Genomic DNA, 16,268 nt, shown 5'->3' with positions numbered 1-16,268 from the left:
ACGTAGACGGTATCGGCCCTACCTGAAATATCCAATCTGAAGAATCTCATAAGGCCACTGCGGCAGGACCGATTAATGTGACGTCAAGCAGTCATGCCGGCGAAGAAGCGCGAGGCATTTTCATCCAGCGTGGCGATGTCATAACCGCCCTCCTGCACCACCACGCAAGGAATCCCCAGCGCCTTGATCCGCTGCCCCAGCAAACGGAAGCCCTCATGGCTGACGGATACTTTTGACTGGGGATCGTTCTCGTAAATATCGAAGCCCAGCGAGAGTACCAACACATCCGGGCCGAACGTGCGCAATGCAGAGGCGGCCTGATCCATGCAATTGAAAAAATCCGCCTCGCTGGCGCCGTGGGCCATCGGTAGGTTCAGGTTGAAGCCCTCACCGGCACCGGTTCCGGTCTCGTCATCAAAACCGGCGACCACCGGGTAGAAGTTGGTCGGATCACCGTGAATCGATACATACAACACGTCATCCCTGTCGTAGAAAATTTCCTGTATGCCCTGGCCGTGGTGCATGTCGGTATCGAGCACCGCGACTTTGGAAAACCTGCCCCTCAGCACCTGAGCGGCAATTGCCGCATTGTTGAGAAAGCAGAAGCCGCCTGCGGCCTCGGCACGGGCGTGGTGCCCCGGTGGACGGCAAAGCGCGTAGGCCGACGGGTCTCCCTCGATCACCGCGTGGGCCGCAGCCACGGCACTCTGTGCCGACCAATAGGCGGACTGCCAGGTGTGCTCGCCGATCGGGCAACTGCCGTCAGCCAGATAGCGAGCGGTCTTGCCCAGAATCCCACGCAGAGGGTTGCCTTCGCGGATATAGATATTGGACATGACTTCATCGCCCCAGTCTTCCGGCACTTCGTGCCACTGCTGGTAAGCGCTGCTCAGGTAATCCAGATAGGCCTGGGTATGTACGGCGGCCAGCGGTGCCTGGCCATAATCGTCGGGCGCCAACAGCGGGTAACCCAGTTTTTCGACCATCGCCAGCAGCGGGTCGATACGCGCAGGCAACTCCTGTGGCTGACGCATCTGGCCGCGCGACAGGTAGGAACGAGGGTGGTGAAGGCGCTGTGCCGGGTGGAAAAATGTTTTCATTGTGGACCTCTCTCAAAACCCATGCGGTCAATAGCCCAGTTCAGGATTGACCCGATTGTTTAGTTCAAGCCCGCGGGCCAATCGCAGCACGTTATCGGCGACTTGCCGGGCGATGCACAGGTCGGACGCGGCAGACGCCATGTGCGGCGTCACCCAGACCCCCGGCGTGTGCCACAACAGCGAGTCGGCGGGCAAAGGCTCCTGCTCGAAGACATCCAGCAAGGCACCGCGCAGTTGCCCGCCCGCCAGTGCCTGCCGTAGGTCATTGAGGTTGAGATGCTGGCCGCGGCCGCAATTGATCAATGCGCTGCCTTTGGCCATGCACTGGAATACCTCATCGCACAACACGCCATGGGTCGCGGGGGTGAGTGGCAGCAGGTTGATCAGTACATCCAGTGCGTCGAGAAACTCACGTCGAGAATCGGGACCGCTGAAGGTTGTCACGCCGTCGATCTCACGCGCCGTGCGGGCCCAGCCGCGCACGTCGTAGCCCGCCGCAGCAAGGCGGAGCGCCACCGGCGTGCCAATCGCGCCCAGGCCCATCACACCGACCCTGAAATCTTCAGCCTTTCGCTGCACCGGACGCTGCCAATGTTGCGCAGGATGGCCGACGATCACCTGGTCGAAGCCTCGATGGAAGTGCAGCACGCCCCAGTGCACGTACTCGCTCATGCCCAGGCTGTGGTCAGGGTCGACCACGCGGCAGACCGGCACCGCCGCATCGCGAGAGTCGTCCTGGGCCAGATGGTCGATACCCGAGCCGATCGAATGCACCAGGCGCAGGCGCGGCAAGCGCCCCAGGCTGCCGGGCGGTGGGAACCAGCACACCGCGACCTCGGCGAGCGGCGCCTGCACATCGTCTGGCCGCAGTACGTTCAAGTGCGGCGCATGGACGGCGAAAAGCGTGGCCAGCCAATCGGTCAACGCGGGGTTCTGGCAGAGCAAAACGATGCGGGCCATGGTCAGCTGCACCAGTCGGTGCGCTGCTCGTCGATCAGACTGAGCGCGGCCTGCCAGGCCAGGTCGATAATGCCATCGATGCCGTCACGGCCAAACTGCGCCGCCGTGTGTTGGCATACGGCCTCACTGGGAATGTTCAGCGCGACACCGGCTGACATCGCCTGGATCTGCGCCTGGCAGGCCCGCTCCAGAAAATAGATCTCGTGGAACGCCGCCGCTACACCCGCACCGGCCGCCAGCAAACCGTGGTTACGCAGGATCATCGCCTTGTGCGACCCCAGATCGGCGACCAGGCGCGCGCGCTCCTCCAGCGAGAGCGCGATGCCTTCATAGGTGTGATACGCCAGGTTGCCGTAGAACTTCAGCGCATGCTGGGTCAGCGGCAGCAACCCGTCGCGCTGGGCCGCCACCGCCATACCGCTGGCAGTGTGGGTGTGGATGATGCAGTGCAGGTCCGGGCGCGCCTCATGGATGGCCGAGTGGATGACGAACCCGGCGGCGTTGACCTTGCCACCGTTGCAGTTGCCACCGACCACGTTGCCTTGCAGGTCGATCAGGATCAGATCGCTGGCGCGCATTCTCTCGAACGCCACCCCGTAGCGGTTGATCAGAAAATGCTGCGCAGGTCCCGGTACACGTAGGGTGATGTGGGTATCGATCAGGTCGGTCATGCGGTAGTAGGCGATCAAGCGGTACAGCGCCGCCAGCTCACAGCGCGCTTGCCATTCGACCGCTGACATGGCGAGAGGCTTGCTCATCATGCGACTCCTTGGGAAGTGGACAGAGCAGTCGGCCTGGCGTTGGCGCTACGTAGCTGCGCCAGCCCCAGCACGCCGGTCAGTGACATCAGGGCCAGCACGCTGAAGAACAGCGCCAGTGGCACCCATTGCCCCGCGAATTGAGCGGCGATGAAGGTGCCGATCATGGGGGTCAGGCCTCCAGTCAAGCCGCTACCGAGTTGATAGGCAATCGAAATACCCGAATACCGCACCCGCGCCGGGAAGGCTTCAGCCATGTAGCCGGCAATCACTGCATAGAGTGCGGCCAGCAGGATCACCGCCAGGGCAATACCGGCGGTCATGTAGAACAGGTTGCCGGTCTGTACCAGCAGGAACATCGGATATGGCACCACGATACACAGTGACGCCACCCACTTGAGGAAGCGCCCTTCACCCAAGCGTTCGGCCAGCAGTGCCGAACAGGGTTGCGAAAGGAACTGCAGGATGGTGACCACAAACAGGCAATCCAGGATCGTGGTCTTGGCGATGCCCTGATACTGAGTGACGTAGGTGATCATGAACGTGTTGGTGAAGAAGAAGCCGCCCGAACCAATGGTGACGGCCAGCGCAGCGAACAGAATGTTCTTCCAGCCCGTGCGCAGCACCTCCATCACCGGGTTGTCAGAGGTTTGCTCGCTCTCCTTGACCTCGGCGAACTCTGGCGATTCCGGCACACCGAAGCGAATCGCCAGGCCGACGATCATCAGCACGCCGCTCATCAGGAACGGAATGCGCCAGCCCCAACTCATCAGGGCTTCCTGTTCCATTTCACTGATCAAACGAAATGCGATCAGCGCCAGCAACAGGCCGGCCGGGCTGCCCCATTGGGCGAACGAGGCAAAAAACACCTTGCGTCCCTTGGGGGCGTGCTCGCTGGCCATCAGTACCGCGCCGCCCCATTCGCCGCCGACAGAAATGCCTTGCAGCAACCGTAGCAACACCAGACCGATGGGCGCCCAGATACCTGCCTGGGCGTAAGTGGGCAACAAGCCTATACCGGTCGTCGCAACGCCCATCAGCACGATGGTCACCAGCAGCATTTTCTTGCGGCCCAGGCGATCACCCAGATGACCGAATACCATCCCGGCGAACGGCCGGGCGATGAAGCCTACAGCGAAGCTACCAAACGCGGCCATGGTGCTGAGGGCCGGGTTTTCACTGGGAAAGAACAGCTGTCCCAACACCAATGCCGCAGCGAAGGCATAGATGTAGTAGTCATAGAATTCGATGGTGGTGCCGATAAATGCGGCGGCTGCGGCACGCCGCGGCGTGGAGGTTTTGCTGGTCATCTGAGGCTCCCGGAAATCATTGTTATAGGCAGGAGGTAGGTCATGCATCAGCATGAAGGTCGCACTCTCGCGGTGCATTGCTGGATGGTGCGCCAAGCCCTATGCTAGGAAAAGCTTCTAATCTAAATACTCAAGTATAAGCCTGGACAATAATGACATCCTCATCGTCTGGTTTTCAGCGCGACCCCGAAGCCAAGCGTTTTCTCAATGATCGCCTGGACTGGAATCTGTTGCGCACCTTCCTGGTTATCGGGCAAGAGGGCAGCATTAGCCGCGCTGCCGCCCGCCTGCACTTGAGTCAACCGGCAATCAGCCAGGCGCTCAAACGGCTGGAGGAGCAACTTGCCAGTGAACTGGTGGTGCGTCGCGGGCCGCGTATCACCCTGTCCAAGGCCGGCGAGGAGGTCATGCAGATCGCTGCAGAGATTTACGGAACGGTCTCCCGCCTGGGCCCCGCGCTGGACGCACCCGCAGAGACGGTGACGGGTAAAATCAGGCTACTGTCCATCAGCCGTATCCAGTCTCGCAGCTACGATGAATTCCTGGCGCAATTCCACAATGAGTTTCCTCAAGTGGAACTGGAAGTTGATGTACTGCGCAGCTCGGATGTGATCAGTGCGCTGCTGCAAAAGACCGCGTCTTTCGGCTTGAGCCTGTGCCGTACACCGCAGCCCCGCCTCGAACAGCGGGTGATGCTTGAACAGCGGTATGCGTTTTTCTGTGGGAAGCGCCATCGGCTGTTTGGACGCAAGAACCTGACCTTGTCAGACCTGCAAAGCGAAAATTTCGTGAGCTTCACCAGTGACCAGATCGGCGGCAATTTATCGCCGCTCACGGTATTCAGGGATCAACAAGGCTTCACTGGACGCATTGTCGCCTCTTCACCCAGCCTGGATGAGATCTTGCGCCTGGTTGCCGCAGGATATGGCATTGGCTGCCTGCCAGAACACATTGTCGCTGCCGATGTGCAGGCCGATGAAATCTGGCGCCTGCCGCCCTGGGAGGGCGTCAGCGATGTGAACGTCTATTTGCTTTGGAACCGCGACCAAAAGATGACCCGCGCCGAGTCGGTCTTCCTGGAGCGTTTCGAGCAGATGCTTATGACGACGGACGTGGCGGGAAGGTTTTAAAGATTTATTCAGCCCAGAGGGACTGACATTCAATCCTTGCTCAATTTGGGTATGGCAATACGGCTACCCGCTTTGATTTCGCGCAAAGCCAGACTCGACTGAATAGACGCTATACCCACCTGGCGCCTCAGCACTTGCTCGATAAAGTCGCTATAGCTATCAAGGTCCTCCGCCAGCACTTGAAGCACATAGTCGGCGTCGCCAGTGATCTTGTGGCAGGCCAATACCTGTGGCAACTGAGCAATCACGGCCTCGAAGGCGTCCGGCGCGTGATCGGCGTGGGTAGAAAAGCGGATGTGCACGAAGGCCATGATATCCAGCCCCAGCATTCTTCGATCAAGTGTCGCCTGATACCCCTTGATCACCCCCGCCTCTTCCATTCTCTTGCGCCGTCGCCAGCAAGGCGTGAGGCTCAACGAAAGCCGCTCACTGAGTTCGGCGTTTGAAATGCTCGCATCGTCCTGCAATAACTCAAGAATGGCCAGATCGGTCTCGTCGAGGCTGATGCGCCTGGATATATTTTTCTTCATTACGCCATTCCTGAGTTAAATCGTCCGATAAATATAGAGATGTACGCAAACAAAGCAAAGAAATCGCGTCCTGACCAGAACAGAATATTTGCACTGGCTCACATTAACGGATGCGCAGAATGTTTACAGTTTTCAGTGATTCCCACCGTCTGCACCATGGCACCGAGTTGAAGGATGGCGTGCTCAAGCTGTCGTTCGAGCAGCCCAGCCGGGCCGACACCGTTCACAACCGTGTCAAGCAGGTAGGCCTTGGCCAGATAGTCGAACCGCGCGTGTTTGACCGCTCGTGTTATGTCAACGCGCACAGCGAGCGCTACGTGAGCTTTCTGGAAAGCGCCTGGTCAGAATGGTGCGCAACAGGACGCACTCATGATGCCTTGCCACTGGTATGGCCTGTACGCGATTTGGCCAACGATCAGGTGCCAACGTTTATTGACGGCAAACTCGGCTTCTATGCAATGGATGCCGGTTCACCCATCACCGCCACCACCTGGCAGGCAGTCAAGACCAGTGCCGATATCGCCCTGACAGGCCTGGCACTTATCGATGAGGGCCACGACAGTGCCTTTGCCCTTTGCCGTCCGCCGGGCCATCACGCGGCACGTGAATACATGGGGGGTTACTGCTACCTCAACAATGCGGCCATTGCTGCACAGCAGGCGATCACCCAAGGCGCCAAACGTGTCGCGGTGCTCGACGTCGATTTTCACCATGGCAACGGTACCCAGAACATTTTTTACCAGCGCAATGACGTCATGTTCGTATCGCTGCACGGCGAGCCGGCCGTGTCCTATCCCTACTATTCGGGGTTCAGCGGTGAAGTCGGCGCCGGCCATGGCGAAGGGTTCAACCTCAACTACCCGTTACCGAAAAACACCGCGTGGGAAACCTATCGCGACGCGCTGCTCCATGCCTGCAAAAAACTTCAGCAATTCGCGCCAGAAGTATTGGTGATCTCACTGGGCGTCGACACTTTCAAAGACGACCCCATCAGCCACTTCCTGTTGGAAAGCCAGGATTTCATCGGAATTGGCGAGCTGATAGCGAGCGTTGGTTGCCCCACCCTCTTCGTGATGGAAGGCGGCTACATGGTCGATGAAATCGGCATCAATGCGGTGAACGTACTGCATGGTTTCGAGAGCAAACGCGCTTAAGCACCCCGCTCTACAACGTTTAACTGGATGGATTGGAGAATAAGAAAATGACGCTATTCATAGATGTCGATGATGCCGCACGCCTGTTCGCCAAGGTCGGCATCCGCCGGGCAATCCGTGAGATGGCCACCTACATCGAAGCCGACTATTTACGCTGGGCGCAGTTTGACAAGTCGCCGCGCACGGCCAATCACTCCCCGGACGGTGTGATCGAGTTGATGCCGACCGATGATGGCAAGCAGTATTCTTTCAAGTACGTGAACGGCCATCCGGACAATGGTCAGCAGAACCTGCTGACGGTGATGGCATTCGGTCTGCTGGCCGATGTCCACAGTGGCTATCCAACCCTGCTAAGCGAGCTGACACTCACCACCGCCGTTCGCACAGCGGCAACCTCGGCATTGGTGGCGCGTGCGCTTGCCCGTCCAGGGGCGACCTCGATGGCGCTCATTGGCAACGGCGCGCAGAGCGAGTTTCAGGCGCTTGCCTTCCATGAAATGCTGGGCATCAACGAAATCCGCATCTTCGATATTGATCGCGATGCCTCACTCAAGCTGCTGCGCAACCTGGCCGCTTTCCCGACGATCAAAGTGATTCACGCCGCCTCCGTACAGGAAGCGGTCAAGGGCGCGCACATTGTCACCACCGTTACGGCCGACAAGGCCTACGCAACGATCCTGACGCCCGAGATGATCGAGCCCGGCATGCATATCAACGCCGTCGGCGGCGACTGCCCGGGCAAGACCGAACTGCACGCCGACATCCTGCGCAACGCCCGGGTCATCGTGGAATTTGAACCTCAAACGCGGATTGAAGGCGATATTCAGCAACTGGAGGCTGACTCGCCCGTCGTCGAGTTTTTCCGGATTGTGCAAGGCGACGTCCAGGGACGCGAGAGCGATGAACAGGTCACGGTATTCGATTCCGTGGGTTTTGCCCTGGAGGATTTCTCGTCGCTTCGCTACCTGCAGGCGATGGCGCAAGAACACCAGGTCGGCCGGCACATCCACCTGGTGCCAACACCTGAAAATATAAAAAACCTGTTCCAGATGCTTGATCAGCAACCGACCAAAGCCGCCCATCTGCGCACGGCCAGTTGACCTCCCGGTGACGCCCCAAGGCCTATGCAGCGGGGCGTCACTGTCCAAATAAAACAACACCGTGACCCGCCATTGCGTCCTGACAATGGCGCTGGACAACCACTTTTCTGCCAAAACTCAAAAACATAAGATCAAGAGGTTTTGAAATGAAATCGAATTTATCAGAGCAGGTTGAGCAGCCTGCGCTGCAGCGCACGCTCAGCAATCGTCACATCCAATTAATGGCCATGGGGGGCGCCATTGGCACGGGTTTGTTCATGGGCTCCGGAAAGATCATCGCCCTCTCCGGCACCTCGATCATCCTCATCTACATGATCATTGGCCTGTTCGTTTACTTCGTCATGCGTGCCATGGGCGAAATGCTGCTTTCCAATTTGAATTTTAAGACCTTTGCGGATTTTGCCGGCGCCTACCTGGGGCCTCGCGCCGCATTTTTCCTCGGCTGGTCGTATTGGCTGAGCTGGAGCGTTGCAGTGATCGGCGATGCCGTCGTCGTCGGAGGGTTCTTCCAATACTGGTTCCCCCATCTGCCTGCCTGGATACCCGCTATCGGGATGCTGGCGACACTGTTCGCCTTGAACGTGCTGACGGTCAGGCTTTTCGGTGAAGTCGAATTCTGGTTCGCGATCATCAAGATCATCGCCGTCGTGACGCTTATTGGCGTGAGCATCGTGCTGATTGCCAGCTCGTTCGTTTCCCCCAGTGGCGTTACCGCGTCCTTGGGCCATCTGGTCGATAAGCAGGCGGCATTCCCTAATGGCCTGCTTGGTTTTTTCGCCGGTTTTCAGATGGCCATCTTCTCATTTGCCGGCACTGAGCTGATCGGCACCGCGGCGGCAGAAACCCGGTCTCCGGAGCGGACCCTACCCAAAGCGATCAACTCGATTCCGCTGCGAATCATCCTGTTCTACGTGTTGGCATTGGGCTGCATTATTGCCGTGACGTCCTGGCAACAGGTGTCACCTGTAAAAAGTCCTTTTGTCGAACTTTTCCTCGTCGCAGGCTTTCCCGCAGCAGCCGGCATCGTTAACTTCGTGGTCCTTACATCCGCCGCCTCATCGGCCAACAGTGGCGTATTCTCCTCCAGCCGCATGCTGTTCGGGCTGGCGAATCAGGACAACGCTCCGGGTATTTTTCGGCGACTGTCGGGCAACAGCGTGCCTCTGCTGAGCCTGGCCTTCACGACAGTATTGATGCTGCTGGGTGTGCTCGTGCTGTTCATCGTTCCGGAAGTCATGACGGCATTCACCATCGTTTCCACCGTGTCAGCGATTCTGGTGATCTTCACGTGGTCGACCATCCTCGCGTCCTACATTGCCTATCGCAAAAAGCGTCCTGAGCTTCACGCAAAATCGGCCTACAAGATGCCCGGCGGCGTCCCAATGGCATGGTTCTCACTGGCGTTTATGGGCTTCGTTCTGTGCCTGCTGGCCTTGAGGCCTGACACCCGCGTTGCCTTGATGGTCATGCCGGGGTGGTTCATATGGCTGGCCATTGCTTATCAGCTGACACGTAGCTGGAAGCCAAAAACCGCGGTTGAATCGGCAGGTCAATTCGGTTGAGCTGCTCTAACGAGGCGTCTGCGCCAATCCTGGGCAGCACCCGCTGACCTGGCAATGCAGCTAAAGCCTGCTTGCTCGCCGTTGCGGTGTGTCGGTCAATAGATAGACTGACCGACACGCTAAGGCTCGCCATGATCCAAATAACGCCATTCATCGAAGGGATGAGGGCCAAAACCGCTGCGCTCGATGATCATCAGGAACTGCTTCGGGAGAATCGCATCAGTGTCTACATTGGCGCGATCCAACGGAACTACCTTGCTGTCTAACTGGTTGAATGCTTGCCTGTTGACCTCAAAGCTCTTCGACATCGGTGAAGTGGCCTGCAATAGCCGCTGCGGCGGCCATTGCAGGGCTGACGAGGTGAGTTCGACCACCAGGCCCCTGACGCCCCTCGAAGTTTCTGTTGGACGTAGATGCGCAGCGCTCGCCTGACGTTAGCCGATCCTCATTCATCCCCAGGCACATCGAACAGCCGGCGTCTCGCCACTCAAACCCTGCTTCGATAAATACTTTATCTTACCCTTCGGCTTCTGCCTGTCGCTTGATCAAACCTGAGCCGGGGACTACCAAAGCTTGCTTTATCACATTGGAGACCTTTTGCCCCTTCACGACCGAAGCGGCTATGCGAAGGTCTTCGATTCTTGAGTTAGTGCACGAGCCAATAAAAACTTTATCCAGATAGATATCGCGGATTGCCGTGCCAGGTTCTAAACCCATGTACGCAAGTGCATGACTGATACCCTGACGCTTTACAAGATCGGGCTCGTCATTCGGAAAAGGGACGTGCCCATCAATGTCGACCACCATTTCGGGCGACGTTCCCCATGTAACATGGGGCCGAACAGCTTCAGCATTGATCGTTATTTCAGCATCGAACGTAGCTCCGGCATCGCTATGCAGCGTCCGCCAGTAACGCTCAGCCTCATCCCATCGCTGACCTGTCGGCGCCATGGGTTTACCTTAAGGTGGGCGGCGGTTGTGTCATCAAAAGCCACCATTGCGCATCGTGCCCCTGCCTCAATGGCCAAGTTGCAGAGGGTCATGCGCGCCTCCATCGTCATGGCCTCAACAGCTGCACCAGTAAATTCAATGGCGTAACCCGTGGCGCCCGCAGTACCGATCTGACCGATCATTGCCAGTGCGAGATCCTTGGAGGCGATGCGTGAATGGAGCATTCCTTCTATGTTCACCCTCATACTTTTGAGCTTTTTCATAGAAAGGCACTGGGTTGCAAGTACATGCTCTATCTCGGAGGTGCCGATCCCAAAAGCAAGTGCAGCAAATGCGCCATGAGTCGTTGTATGGGAGTCGCCATACAATCGACATGCCGGGAAGCGTAAAGCCTTGTTCCGGGCCAATGACGTGCAGGATCCCCTGACGCTTGTCGTTCATGGCGAAAAGCGGAAGTTTGAACTCCGCACAATTACGCTCCAGCGCTTCAACCTGGCGACGTGCTATGTGGTCAGTAATGCCTTACTGATTCCGCCAACTCACCTGCGTGGTGGGGGGCGGGAGCGGCGGAATCAGTGAATGAATCGGGGGAGCACGAATTAACTTTGATATATCAACCAATTTAATCTCATTGGTGGCCGAAGCAGTTGTTTTGTCCCCGAAACGCCCACTGAGAAATTTTTCTCAAGTTATGATCCAGGAGCAAAACTACCCTTTGAGCAACGTCAGTCGCTAAGCCATGCGAGTAATTCAAGACTGCCAACAACTCTCTCCACGTCGGCAGTCTTGAAGATTATCTTTTATCGCGAGTTCTGAGACTTTCAGGCAAGCCCCAAATTAGAAGTGCTGCGGCGATCAGGCTGGTAAAGCCAATGAGGTAAAGAGCTGGAGTTGTACTACCGGTAACATCTTTTATAAACCCGACCATCACCGGACTGACAATACCGCCCATTTGACCAACCGTATTGATTAACGCTATGCCGCCAGCAGCCCCGGCCCCGGCGCCCGCAAGCAACTTCGGCGGCAAGGCCCAGAATGCCGGAATCGAGGCGATGATACCGGTGCCCATCAGCGCCAGTGACACGATCAAAAACACCGTGTGATTGGCGAATATTCCGGCACTGACGAACCCGATTGCACCCACAACTATCAAGCCGCAGACAAACTTACGTCGCTCGCCTGTTGCATCAGACAAACGGCCAATCACCAGCATGCTGATCGCACCGCATACGTAGGGTACGGCGGTTAACAGACCGATAATAGTCGGGCTTTCAGTCCCTGCACTTCGGATCAGCTGTGGAGCCCAGAAGTTAAGCCCGTAGGACGCCACTTGAATCAGGAAATAAATGAACGCCAGCATCGCGAAGCCTGGCAACTTCAGGGCCGCCAGCAAAGAACCATGTTTCTGATTAGGCTCATGGCTTGCAATACGAGAGGCCAGGTAGGTTTGTTCATCTGCGCTTAGCCAATGGGCATCAGCAATGCGATCTTTTAGCGTGAAAAAAACCACCAGACCTAGACCTACGCAGGGAATGCCCCCCAGCAGGAATAGCCAATGCCAGCCACGCACGTCGAATAAACCGTCCATATGCCCCAGTACCAAACCGGACACGGGCGCGCCTATCAACCCGGCGAAAGCAGAGGCCAGGAACAATGTTGAGGTAATACGACCGCGATAGTTTTGCGGGAACCATAACGTTAAATAGTAGAGCACACCTGGCGCAAAGCCCGCTTCCATGGCGCCGATAAGAAATCGAAGGACATAGAATTGCCATTCGGTCGTCACGAAAATCATCAACGCCGTTGCTACACCCCAGGACATCATGATGCGTGCAATCCAGCGACGTGCGCCCACCTTGTAAAGCATCATGTTGCTGGGGACTTCGAACAACACATAACCGACTACAAACAGCCCCGCGCCCAATCCGTATGCGGTGTTACTTAATCCAAGATCAGCCTGCAACTGAAACTTTGCGAAGCTAATGTTTATTCGGTCAAAAAACGCGAATAAATAACAGACCATGATCAGCGGCATGAGACGCCACGCCACTTTTGAAATCAGCTTTTTCTCATCTATGGATGCAGCAGAGGTGCCTACATCAGCGGTAGAAACAGAAATGGACATGGTACTTTCTCCAGGCGAGCTCCCTTCAGGGGCTCCTTTTGTTTTTGTTGTCTGGTTGACGACACTGGTCGTCTTATGGAAATCAGATTCAGTTATGGGGTAACGGATGCAGATCACAGTTGCGCCCTGCCTTCACAACTTGCCCAGGCAGGTCGTGTCCCAGTAATGAGGGCAAAGTGCGCGATAGCGTCAACAAATGCTGGAGGTCTACGCCAGTAGTAATTCCCATCTCATCACAGAGATTTACCAGGTCTTCGGTGCATATGTTTCCGGATGCACCCGGCGCAAAAGGGCAACCACCCAACCCACCCAGCGAAGCATCAAAACGACGAGCTCCAGCTTCGTAAGCCGCTAATACGTTGCTCAGGCCTAAGCCACGGGTATTGTGAAAGTGAAGGGTTATGGCTGATGCGGGCATCTGACCTAGCAGGCGTTGCACAAGTCGATAAACCTGACGGGGATTTGCCATGCCGGTTGTATCTGCCAACGTAATGCCCTGTACACCGAGTTCCAGATAGGCTTCGACCAACCGCATGACGACGTCCTCGTCAATGTGGCCTTCGAAGGGGCAGCCGAACGTTGTCGCGACCGTGCCGTTCAGGCGGACAGTGCTGTCGCGGGCAAGCGACACCACTTCATCAAATGCGGCCAGCGATTGTTCGCGGGTCATTCGCATATTCGCCTGGTTATGGCTTTGACTTGCCGACAACACCAGGTTCAGTTCGTCTGCATTGGCCTGAATAGCCCGCTGAGCGCCTTTCAAATTGGGTATGAGGGCAACGTAGATCACATCAGCATGACGCTTGATGCCCTGGAACACTTGCTCCCCGTCGCGCAAGGCTGGAATGGCTTTGGGGGAGACAAAAGAGCCCGCTTCGATGCGGCTGAAACCGCACAACGACAGCTCATTGATCAGGTTGATCTTGTCCGCTGTTTCAACCCAGACAGGTTCAATTTGCAGCCCATCGCGCGGGGAGACTTCCTGGATGATGAGGCGCTGCGAGTAGTCAGTAATCATTGCACCACCCCCCCATCCTTCAAGCGCTGAATCGTCTCTTCACTCAGACCTAACTCGCCCAGCACCGCTCGGGTGTGCTGACCCAGGCTTGGTCCCTGCCAATTCACATTGCCTGGCGTGTCCGACATTTTAGGCACGATGCCTGGCATCTTGACGGAGGCTCCACCCGGCAGATCTGCATCTAAAATCATGCCGCGAGCCAGGTAGTGTGGGTCGGCAACGATGTCCGCTACGGAGTAGATGCGCCCGGCAGGCACTTCGGCCTTTTCCAGAGTGTCGAGGACGAAATCGATGGGATGCCTGGAGCTCCATTGGCTGATGGCCTCATCAAGCAGGTCGCACTGGATAGCCCGACCATCATTGTGCGCAAAAGCAGGATCCTCGCCTAAATCAGACCGACCAATTGCAGCCATAAGACGTTTGAAAATAGGGTCGCTGTTGCCTGCAATGACAACGTACGCACCATCGGCGGTAGGGTAGGTGTTCGACGGCGCGATACCCGGTAGCGAGCCGCCGCTGCGCTCACGGACATGGCCAAGCATGTCGTACTCCGGCACGAGACTTTCCATCACGTTGAAGACGCTTTCTGCCAGTGACACGTCCACCACTTGCCCTTCACCCTGCCCCGTCTTGACCCGCAAGAGCGACATCAGTGCGCCGATGACCGCATGCATCGAAGCCAGCGAGTCTCCAAGGCTCACGCCGACGCGTGCGGGTGGAATCCCGGGGGTGCCGGTGGTGTACCGAATTCCGCCCATCGCCTCGCCAATAGCACCAAAACCAGGACGGTCACGATACGGGCCCGATTGGCCATAGCCGGAGATCCGCACCAATGTCAGCTTTGGGTTCAGCGCATGGAGAACATCCCAGCCAATACCTAATTTTTCAAGTGCACCAGGCCGCAGGTTTTCAATCAGAACATCAGCGCTTTTCGCCAGCTGCTTGACGATAGCGATGCCTTCGGGGGACTTGAGATTCAGCGCCAAAGACTTCTTGTTCCGCGATTGCAGGTACCACCAAAGGGAGGTGCCCTCATGCAACTTTCGCCATTTTCGAAGGGGATCCCCCTGCCCCAGCGTCTCGATCTTGATAACCTCAGCGCCAAACTCCGCCATGATGCGCGCAGCAAAAGGGGCAGCGATAAGGGTACCGATTTCAATTACGCGGATACCGCTAAGAGCAGTCATGGGTTGTCCTCTGTATTTCTTGGAATTTGAGCCAAGACTAGAGGACAGATCCCCGCATAATCCAACGGTGATTTGGAAAGGGGTGTTCGCGTTTCGCGAACGAAGGTTTCAAGGCTGGGATTGTTGTAGATGATCAAATAACAACCGGCTAACCGGCGACAGGGACTCGCGCTCACGCACCAGCAACATCAGCGTACGGTTGGACCACTCATCACTGAGGTGTACCGCTGTCAGGTCCAACCCCCTTCCAAATAGCTCAAACGCTTTTAGCGGCAGAATGCCGATGCCCATATTGGCTTGAACCATACGGCACACCGCGTCGAAACCTGGAACATGAATACGCAGGCGCAAGGGTTCGCCCAGCGCTTTCGCCGCTGCATGGATACGGTTATTGATGGAGCTGGCGGAGTGCAGGCCTATTTGGTCGTATTTCAATGTCTGTAGAAATGCGACTTCGTCAAAGCTTGCTAGGGGATGGTCATTGCGCATGGCTACGATAAGGCGGTCACGGCGATATGGCACGCTGAAGAGACCTTGCGAATCGCTATCCATCGAACAGATACCCACGTCGGCCACACCGTCGATGATGCCTTGAACTACCCCATCACTAGGGCGCTCTTCCAAATCAACCTTCACTTGAGAATGACTTAATACGAAATCGTGCAGATCCTCCGGTAAGAACTGGATGATCGCCGACAGATTGGCAAGCATGCGAACGTAGCCACGCAGCCCCTGCAAGTGCTCCCCAACCTCAATACCGACCTTCTCAACCTCGGTCAGCATACGACGGGCATGGTGTAAGAGCGTTTCACCCGCCGCCGTCAGCGTCATTCCTTTTGCAGTGCGCGAAAACAAGGGTATGCCCAACACCGCTTCAAGCTCCACCAACCGCTTGCTGGCAGCCGAAACTGCTATGGCTTCTCTCGATGCAGCGCGCGTCAATGTGCCTTCCTCATGGACAGCCACGAACAACTGCAGGGTTACTAGATCCAGGCGCCGGATGAGCTGTTTATGAAGCATTAGACGTTTCCAGGAATGGAGAGAAAAACTAGCTAACCGAGTGCAGCCGGCGGGCGTGAGGTCTGCAGTCTGAGACGTATGCGGCAATTCTTTTCGTACAAAATCTAGGTTTTCGACAGCGGCGCGGTAGTGTACCCGCCAGATCCCATTCTAGGTCGCATTGGTCTGGCGTCGCCGCCCGTAGCTCTCCTGTACGTACGCCTCGGCAACGATATCAAGGTCTACGGCCGGGCTCACATCAATTAGCCCCTTCTCCATAGCAAAGTGAAAGATTTGGTTGAGCCAGGTCGAAGACAGCGCCGCATTGTTCACCACGTATGCATGGGTAAGATTGATTTATCTTTGCTGAAGCGAGTCTAGCGA

The 16,268-nt window shown here is 56.9% G+C and carries 13 protein-coding genes and 2 pseudogenes; 4 read left to right on the top strand and 11 right to left on the bottom strand.

Annotated features, from left to right (window positions below):
* Positions 1-83: 83 nt before the first annotated feature.
* From HU742_RS09795 to HU742_RS09780, 4 genes are read right to left on the bottom strand one after another with little or no spacing between them, the layout of a single operon-like run.
* On the bottom strand, positions 84-1,100 hold the full coding sequence (locus HU742_RS09795; RefSeq protein ID WP_186642342.1) for a histone deacetylase family protein: 1,017 nt from the start codon (positions 1,098-1,100) through the stop codon (positions 84-86).
* Positions 1,101-1,127: 27 nt separating this feature from the next.
* Positions 1,128-2,060, bottom strand: a complete 933-nt coding sequence (locus HU742_RS09790; protein ID WP_186642341.1) for a 2-hydroxyacid dehydrogenase — start codon at positions 2,058-2,060, stop codon at positions 1,128-1,130.
* Positions 2,061-2,062: 2 nt separating this feature from the next.
* Positions 2,063-2,818, bottom strand: coding sequence for a class II aldolase/adducin family protein (locus HU742_RS09785; protein WP_186642340.1), 756 nt, complete (start codon positions 2,816-2,818; stop codon positions 2,063-2,065).
* A complete protein-coding gene (locus HU742_RS09780) occupies positions 2,818-4,128 on the bottom strand; it encodes an MFS transporter (RefSeq protein ID WP_186642339.1) in 1,311 nt (436 codons plus the stop codon). The genes HU742_RS09785 and HU742_RS09780 overlap by 1 nt, the downstream gene beginning before the upstream one ends.
* Positions 4,129-4,280: 152 nt before the next feature.
* Here HU742_RS09780 and HU742_RS09775 point away from each other — a divergent pair, with 152 nt between their 5' ends.
* On the top strand, positions 4,281-5,258 hold the full coding sequence (locus tag HU742_RS09775; RefSeq protein WP_186642338.1) for a LysR family transcriptional regulator: 978 nt from the start codon (positions 4,281-4,283) through the stop codon (positions 5,256-5,258).
* A gap of 29 nt (positions 5,259-5,287) precedes the next feature.
* Here HU742_RS09775 and HU742_RS09770 read toward each other — a convergent pair whose 3' ends face one another.
* Positions 5,288-5,788 carry an Lrp/AsnC family transcriptional regulator gene (locus tag HU742_RS09770; protein WP_039589627.1) on the bottom strand — a complete coding sequence of 167 codons (501 nt, stop codon included), beginning with the start codon at positions 5,786-5,788 and terminating at the stop codon, positions 5,288-5,290.
* Positions 5,789-5,907: 119 nt separating this feature from the next.
* Here HU742_RS09770 and HU742_RS09765 point away from each other — a divergent pair, with 119 nt between their 5' ends.
* The 3 genes from HU742_RS09765 (at position 5,908) to HU742_RS09755 (ending at position 9,604) form a co-directional block, all read left to right on the top strand.
* Entirely contained in the window at positions 5,908-6,942 is a 1,035-nt protein-coding gene (locus HU742_RS09765) for a histone deacetylase family protein (protein ID WP_186642337.1), read from the top strand.
* Positions 6,943-6,989: 47 nt separating this feature from the next.
* A complete protein-coding gene (gene ocd / locus HU742_RS09760; RefSeq protein ID WP_186642932.1) occupies positions 6,990-8,042 on the top strand; it encodes an ornithine cyclodeaminase in 1,053 nt (350 codons plus the stop codon).
* Positions 8,043-8,188: 146 nt separating this feature from the next.
* Positions 8,189-9,604: an amino acid permease gene (locus HU742_RS09755; protein WP_186642336.1), complete on the top strand. Its 1,416-nt coding sequence runs from the start codon at positions 8,189-8,191 to the stop codon at positions 9,602-9,604.
* 122 nt (positions 9,605-9,726) lie between these two features.
* Here the strand turns inward: HU742_RS09755 and HU742_RS09750 are convergent.
* From HU742_RS09750 to HU742_RS09725, 6 genes and pseudogenes are all read right to left on the bottom strand, one after another.
* Positions 9,727-9,912 (bottom strand): annotated as a pseudogene (locus HU742_RS09750) (hypothetical protein); the annotation flags it as partial.
* Positions 9,896-11,074: pseudogene (leuC, locus tag HU742_RS09745) on the bottom strand (3-isopropylmalate dehydratase large subunit); the annotation flags it as partial. The pseudogenes leuC and HU742_RS09750, both read right to left, overlap by 17 nt.
* A 274-nt stretch (positions 11,075-11,348) precedes the next feature.
* Positions 11,349-12,680, bottom strand: coding sequence for an MFS transporter (locus tag HU742_RS09740; protein ID WP_186642335.1), 1,332 nt, complete (start codon positions 12,678-12,680; stop codon positions 11,349-11,351).
* 88 nt (positions 12,681-12,768) lie between these two features.
* A complete protein-coding gene (locus HU742_RS09735; RefSeq protein WP_186642334.1) occupies positions 12,769-13,698 on the bottom strand; it encodes a hydroxymethylglutaryl-CoA lyase in 930 nt (309 codons plus the stop codon).
* Positions 13,695-14,885 carry a CaiB/BaiF CoA transferase family protein gene (locus HU742_RS09730; protein WP_186642333.1) on the bottom strand — a complete coding sequence of 397 codons (1,191 nt, stop codon included), beginning with the start codon at positions 14,883-14,885 and terminating at the stop codon, positions 13,695-13,697. The genes HU742_RS09735 and HU742_RS09730 overlap by 4 nt, the downstream gene beginning before the upstream one ends.
* 108 nt (positions 14,886-14,993) lie before the next feature.
* The gene (locus HU742_RS09725) at positions 14,994-15,905 is read right to left on the bottom strand and encodes a LysR family transcriptional regulator (RefSeq protein WP_186642332.1); all 912 of its coding nucleotides are present in this window, start codon (positions 15,903-15,905) and stop codon (positions 14,994-14,996) included.
* Positions 15,906-16,268 lie beyond the last annotated feature (363 nt).

The organism is Pseudomonas marvdashtae (genome assembly GCF_014268655.2).
Classification (GTDB): domain Bacteria; phylum Pseudomonadota; class Gammaproteobacteria; order Pseudomonadales; family Pseudomonadaceae; genus Aquipseudomonas; species Aquipseudomonas marvdashtae.
This window is presented reverse-complemented; position numbering and strand designations above follow the sequence as displayed.

Excerpts from the sequence above, each read along its gene's own strand:
- HU742_RS09795 (WP_186642342.1), bottom strand. The coding sequence starts at position 1,100 with ATGAAAACATTTTTCCACCCGGCACAGCGCCTTCACCACCCTCGTTCC.
- HU742_RS09790 (WP_186642341.1), bottom strand. The coding sequence starts at position 2,060 with ATGGCCCGCATCGTTTTGCTCTGCCAGAACCCCGCGTTGACCGATTGG.
- HU742_RS09785 (WP_186642340.1), bottom strand. The coding sequence starts at position 2,818 with ATGAGCAAGCCTCTCGCCATGTCAGCGGTCGAATGGCAAGCGCGCTGT.
- HU742_RS09780 (WP_186642339.1), bottom strand. The coding sequence starts at position 4,128 with ATGACCAGCAAAACCTCCACGCCGCGGCGTGCCGCAGCCGCCGCATTT.
- HU742_RS09775 (WP_186642338.1), top strand. The coding sequence starts at position 4,281 with ATGACATCCTCATCGTCTGGTTTTCAGCGCGACCCCGAAGCCAAGCGT.
- HU742_RS09770 (WP_039589627.1), bottom strand. The coding sequence starts at position 5,788 with ATGAAGAAAAATATATCCAGGCGCATCAGCCTCGACGAGACCGATCTG.
- HU742_RS09765 (WP_186642337.1), top strand. The coding sequence starts at position 5,908 with ATGTTTACAGTTTTCAGTGATTCCCACCGTCTGCACCATGGCACCGAG.
- ocd (WP_186642932.1), top strand. The coding sequence starts at position 6,990 with ATGACGCTATTCATAGATGTCGATGATGCCGCACGCCTGTTCGCCAAG.
- HU742_RS09755 (WP_186642336.1), top strand. The coding sequence starts at position 8,189 with ATGAAATCGAATTTATCAGAGCAGGTTGAGCAGCCTGCGCTGCAGCGC.
- HU742_RS09740 (WP_186642335.1), bottom strand. The coding sequence starts at position 12,680 with ATGTCCATTTCTGTTTCTACCGCTGATGTAGGCACCTCTGCTGCATCC.
- HU742_RS09735 (WP_186642334.1), bottom strand. The coding sequence starts at position 13,698 with ATGATTACTGACTACTCGCAGCGCCTCATCATCCAGGAAGTCTCCCCG.
- HU742_RS09730 (WP_186642333.1), bottom strand. The coding sequence starts at position 14,885 with ATGACTGCTCTTAGCGGTATCCGCGTAATTGAAATCGGTACCCTTATC.
- HU742_RS09725 (WP_186642332.1), bottom strand. The coding sequence starts at position 15,905 with ATGCTTCATAAACAGCTCATCCGGCGCCTGGATCTAGTAACCCTGCAG.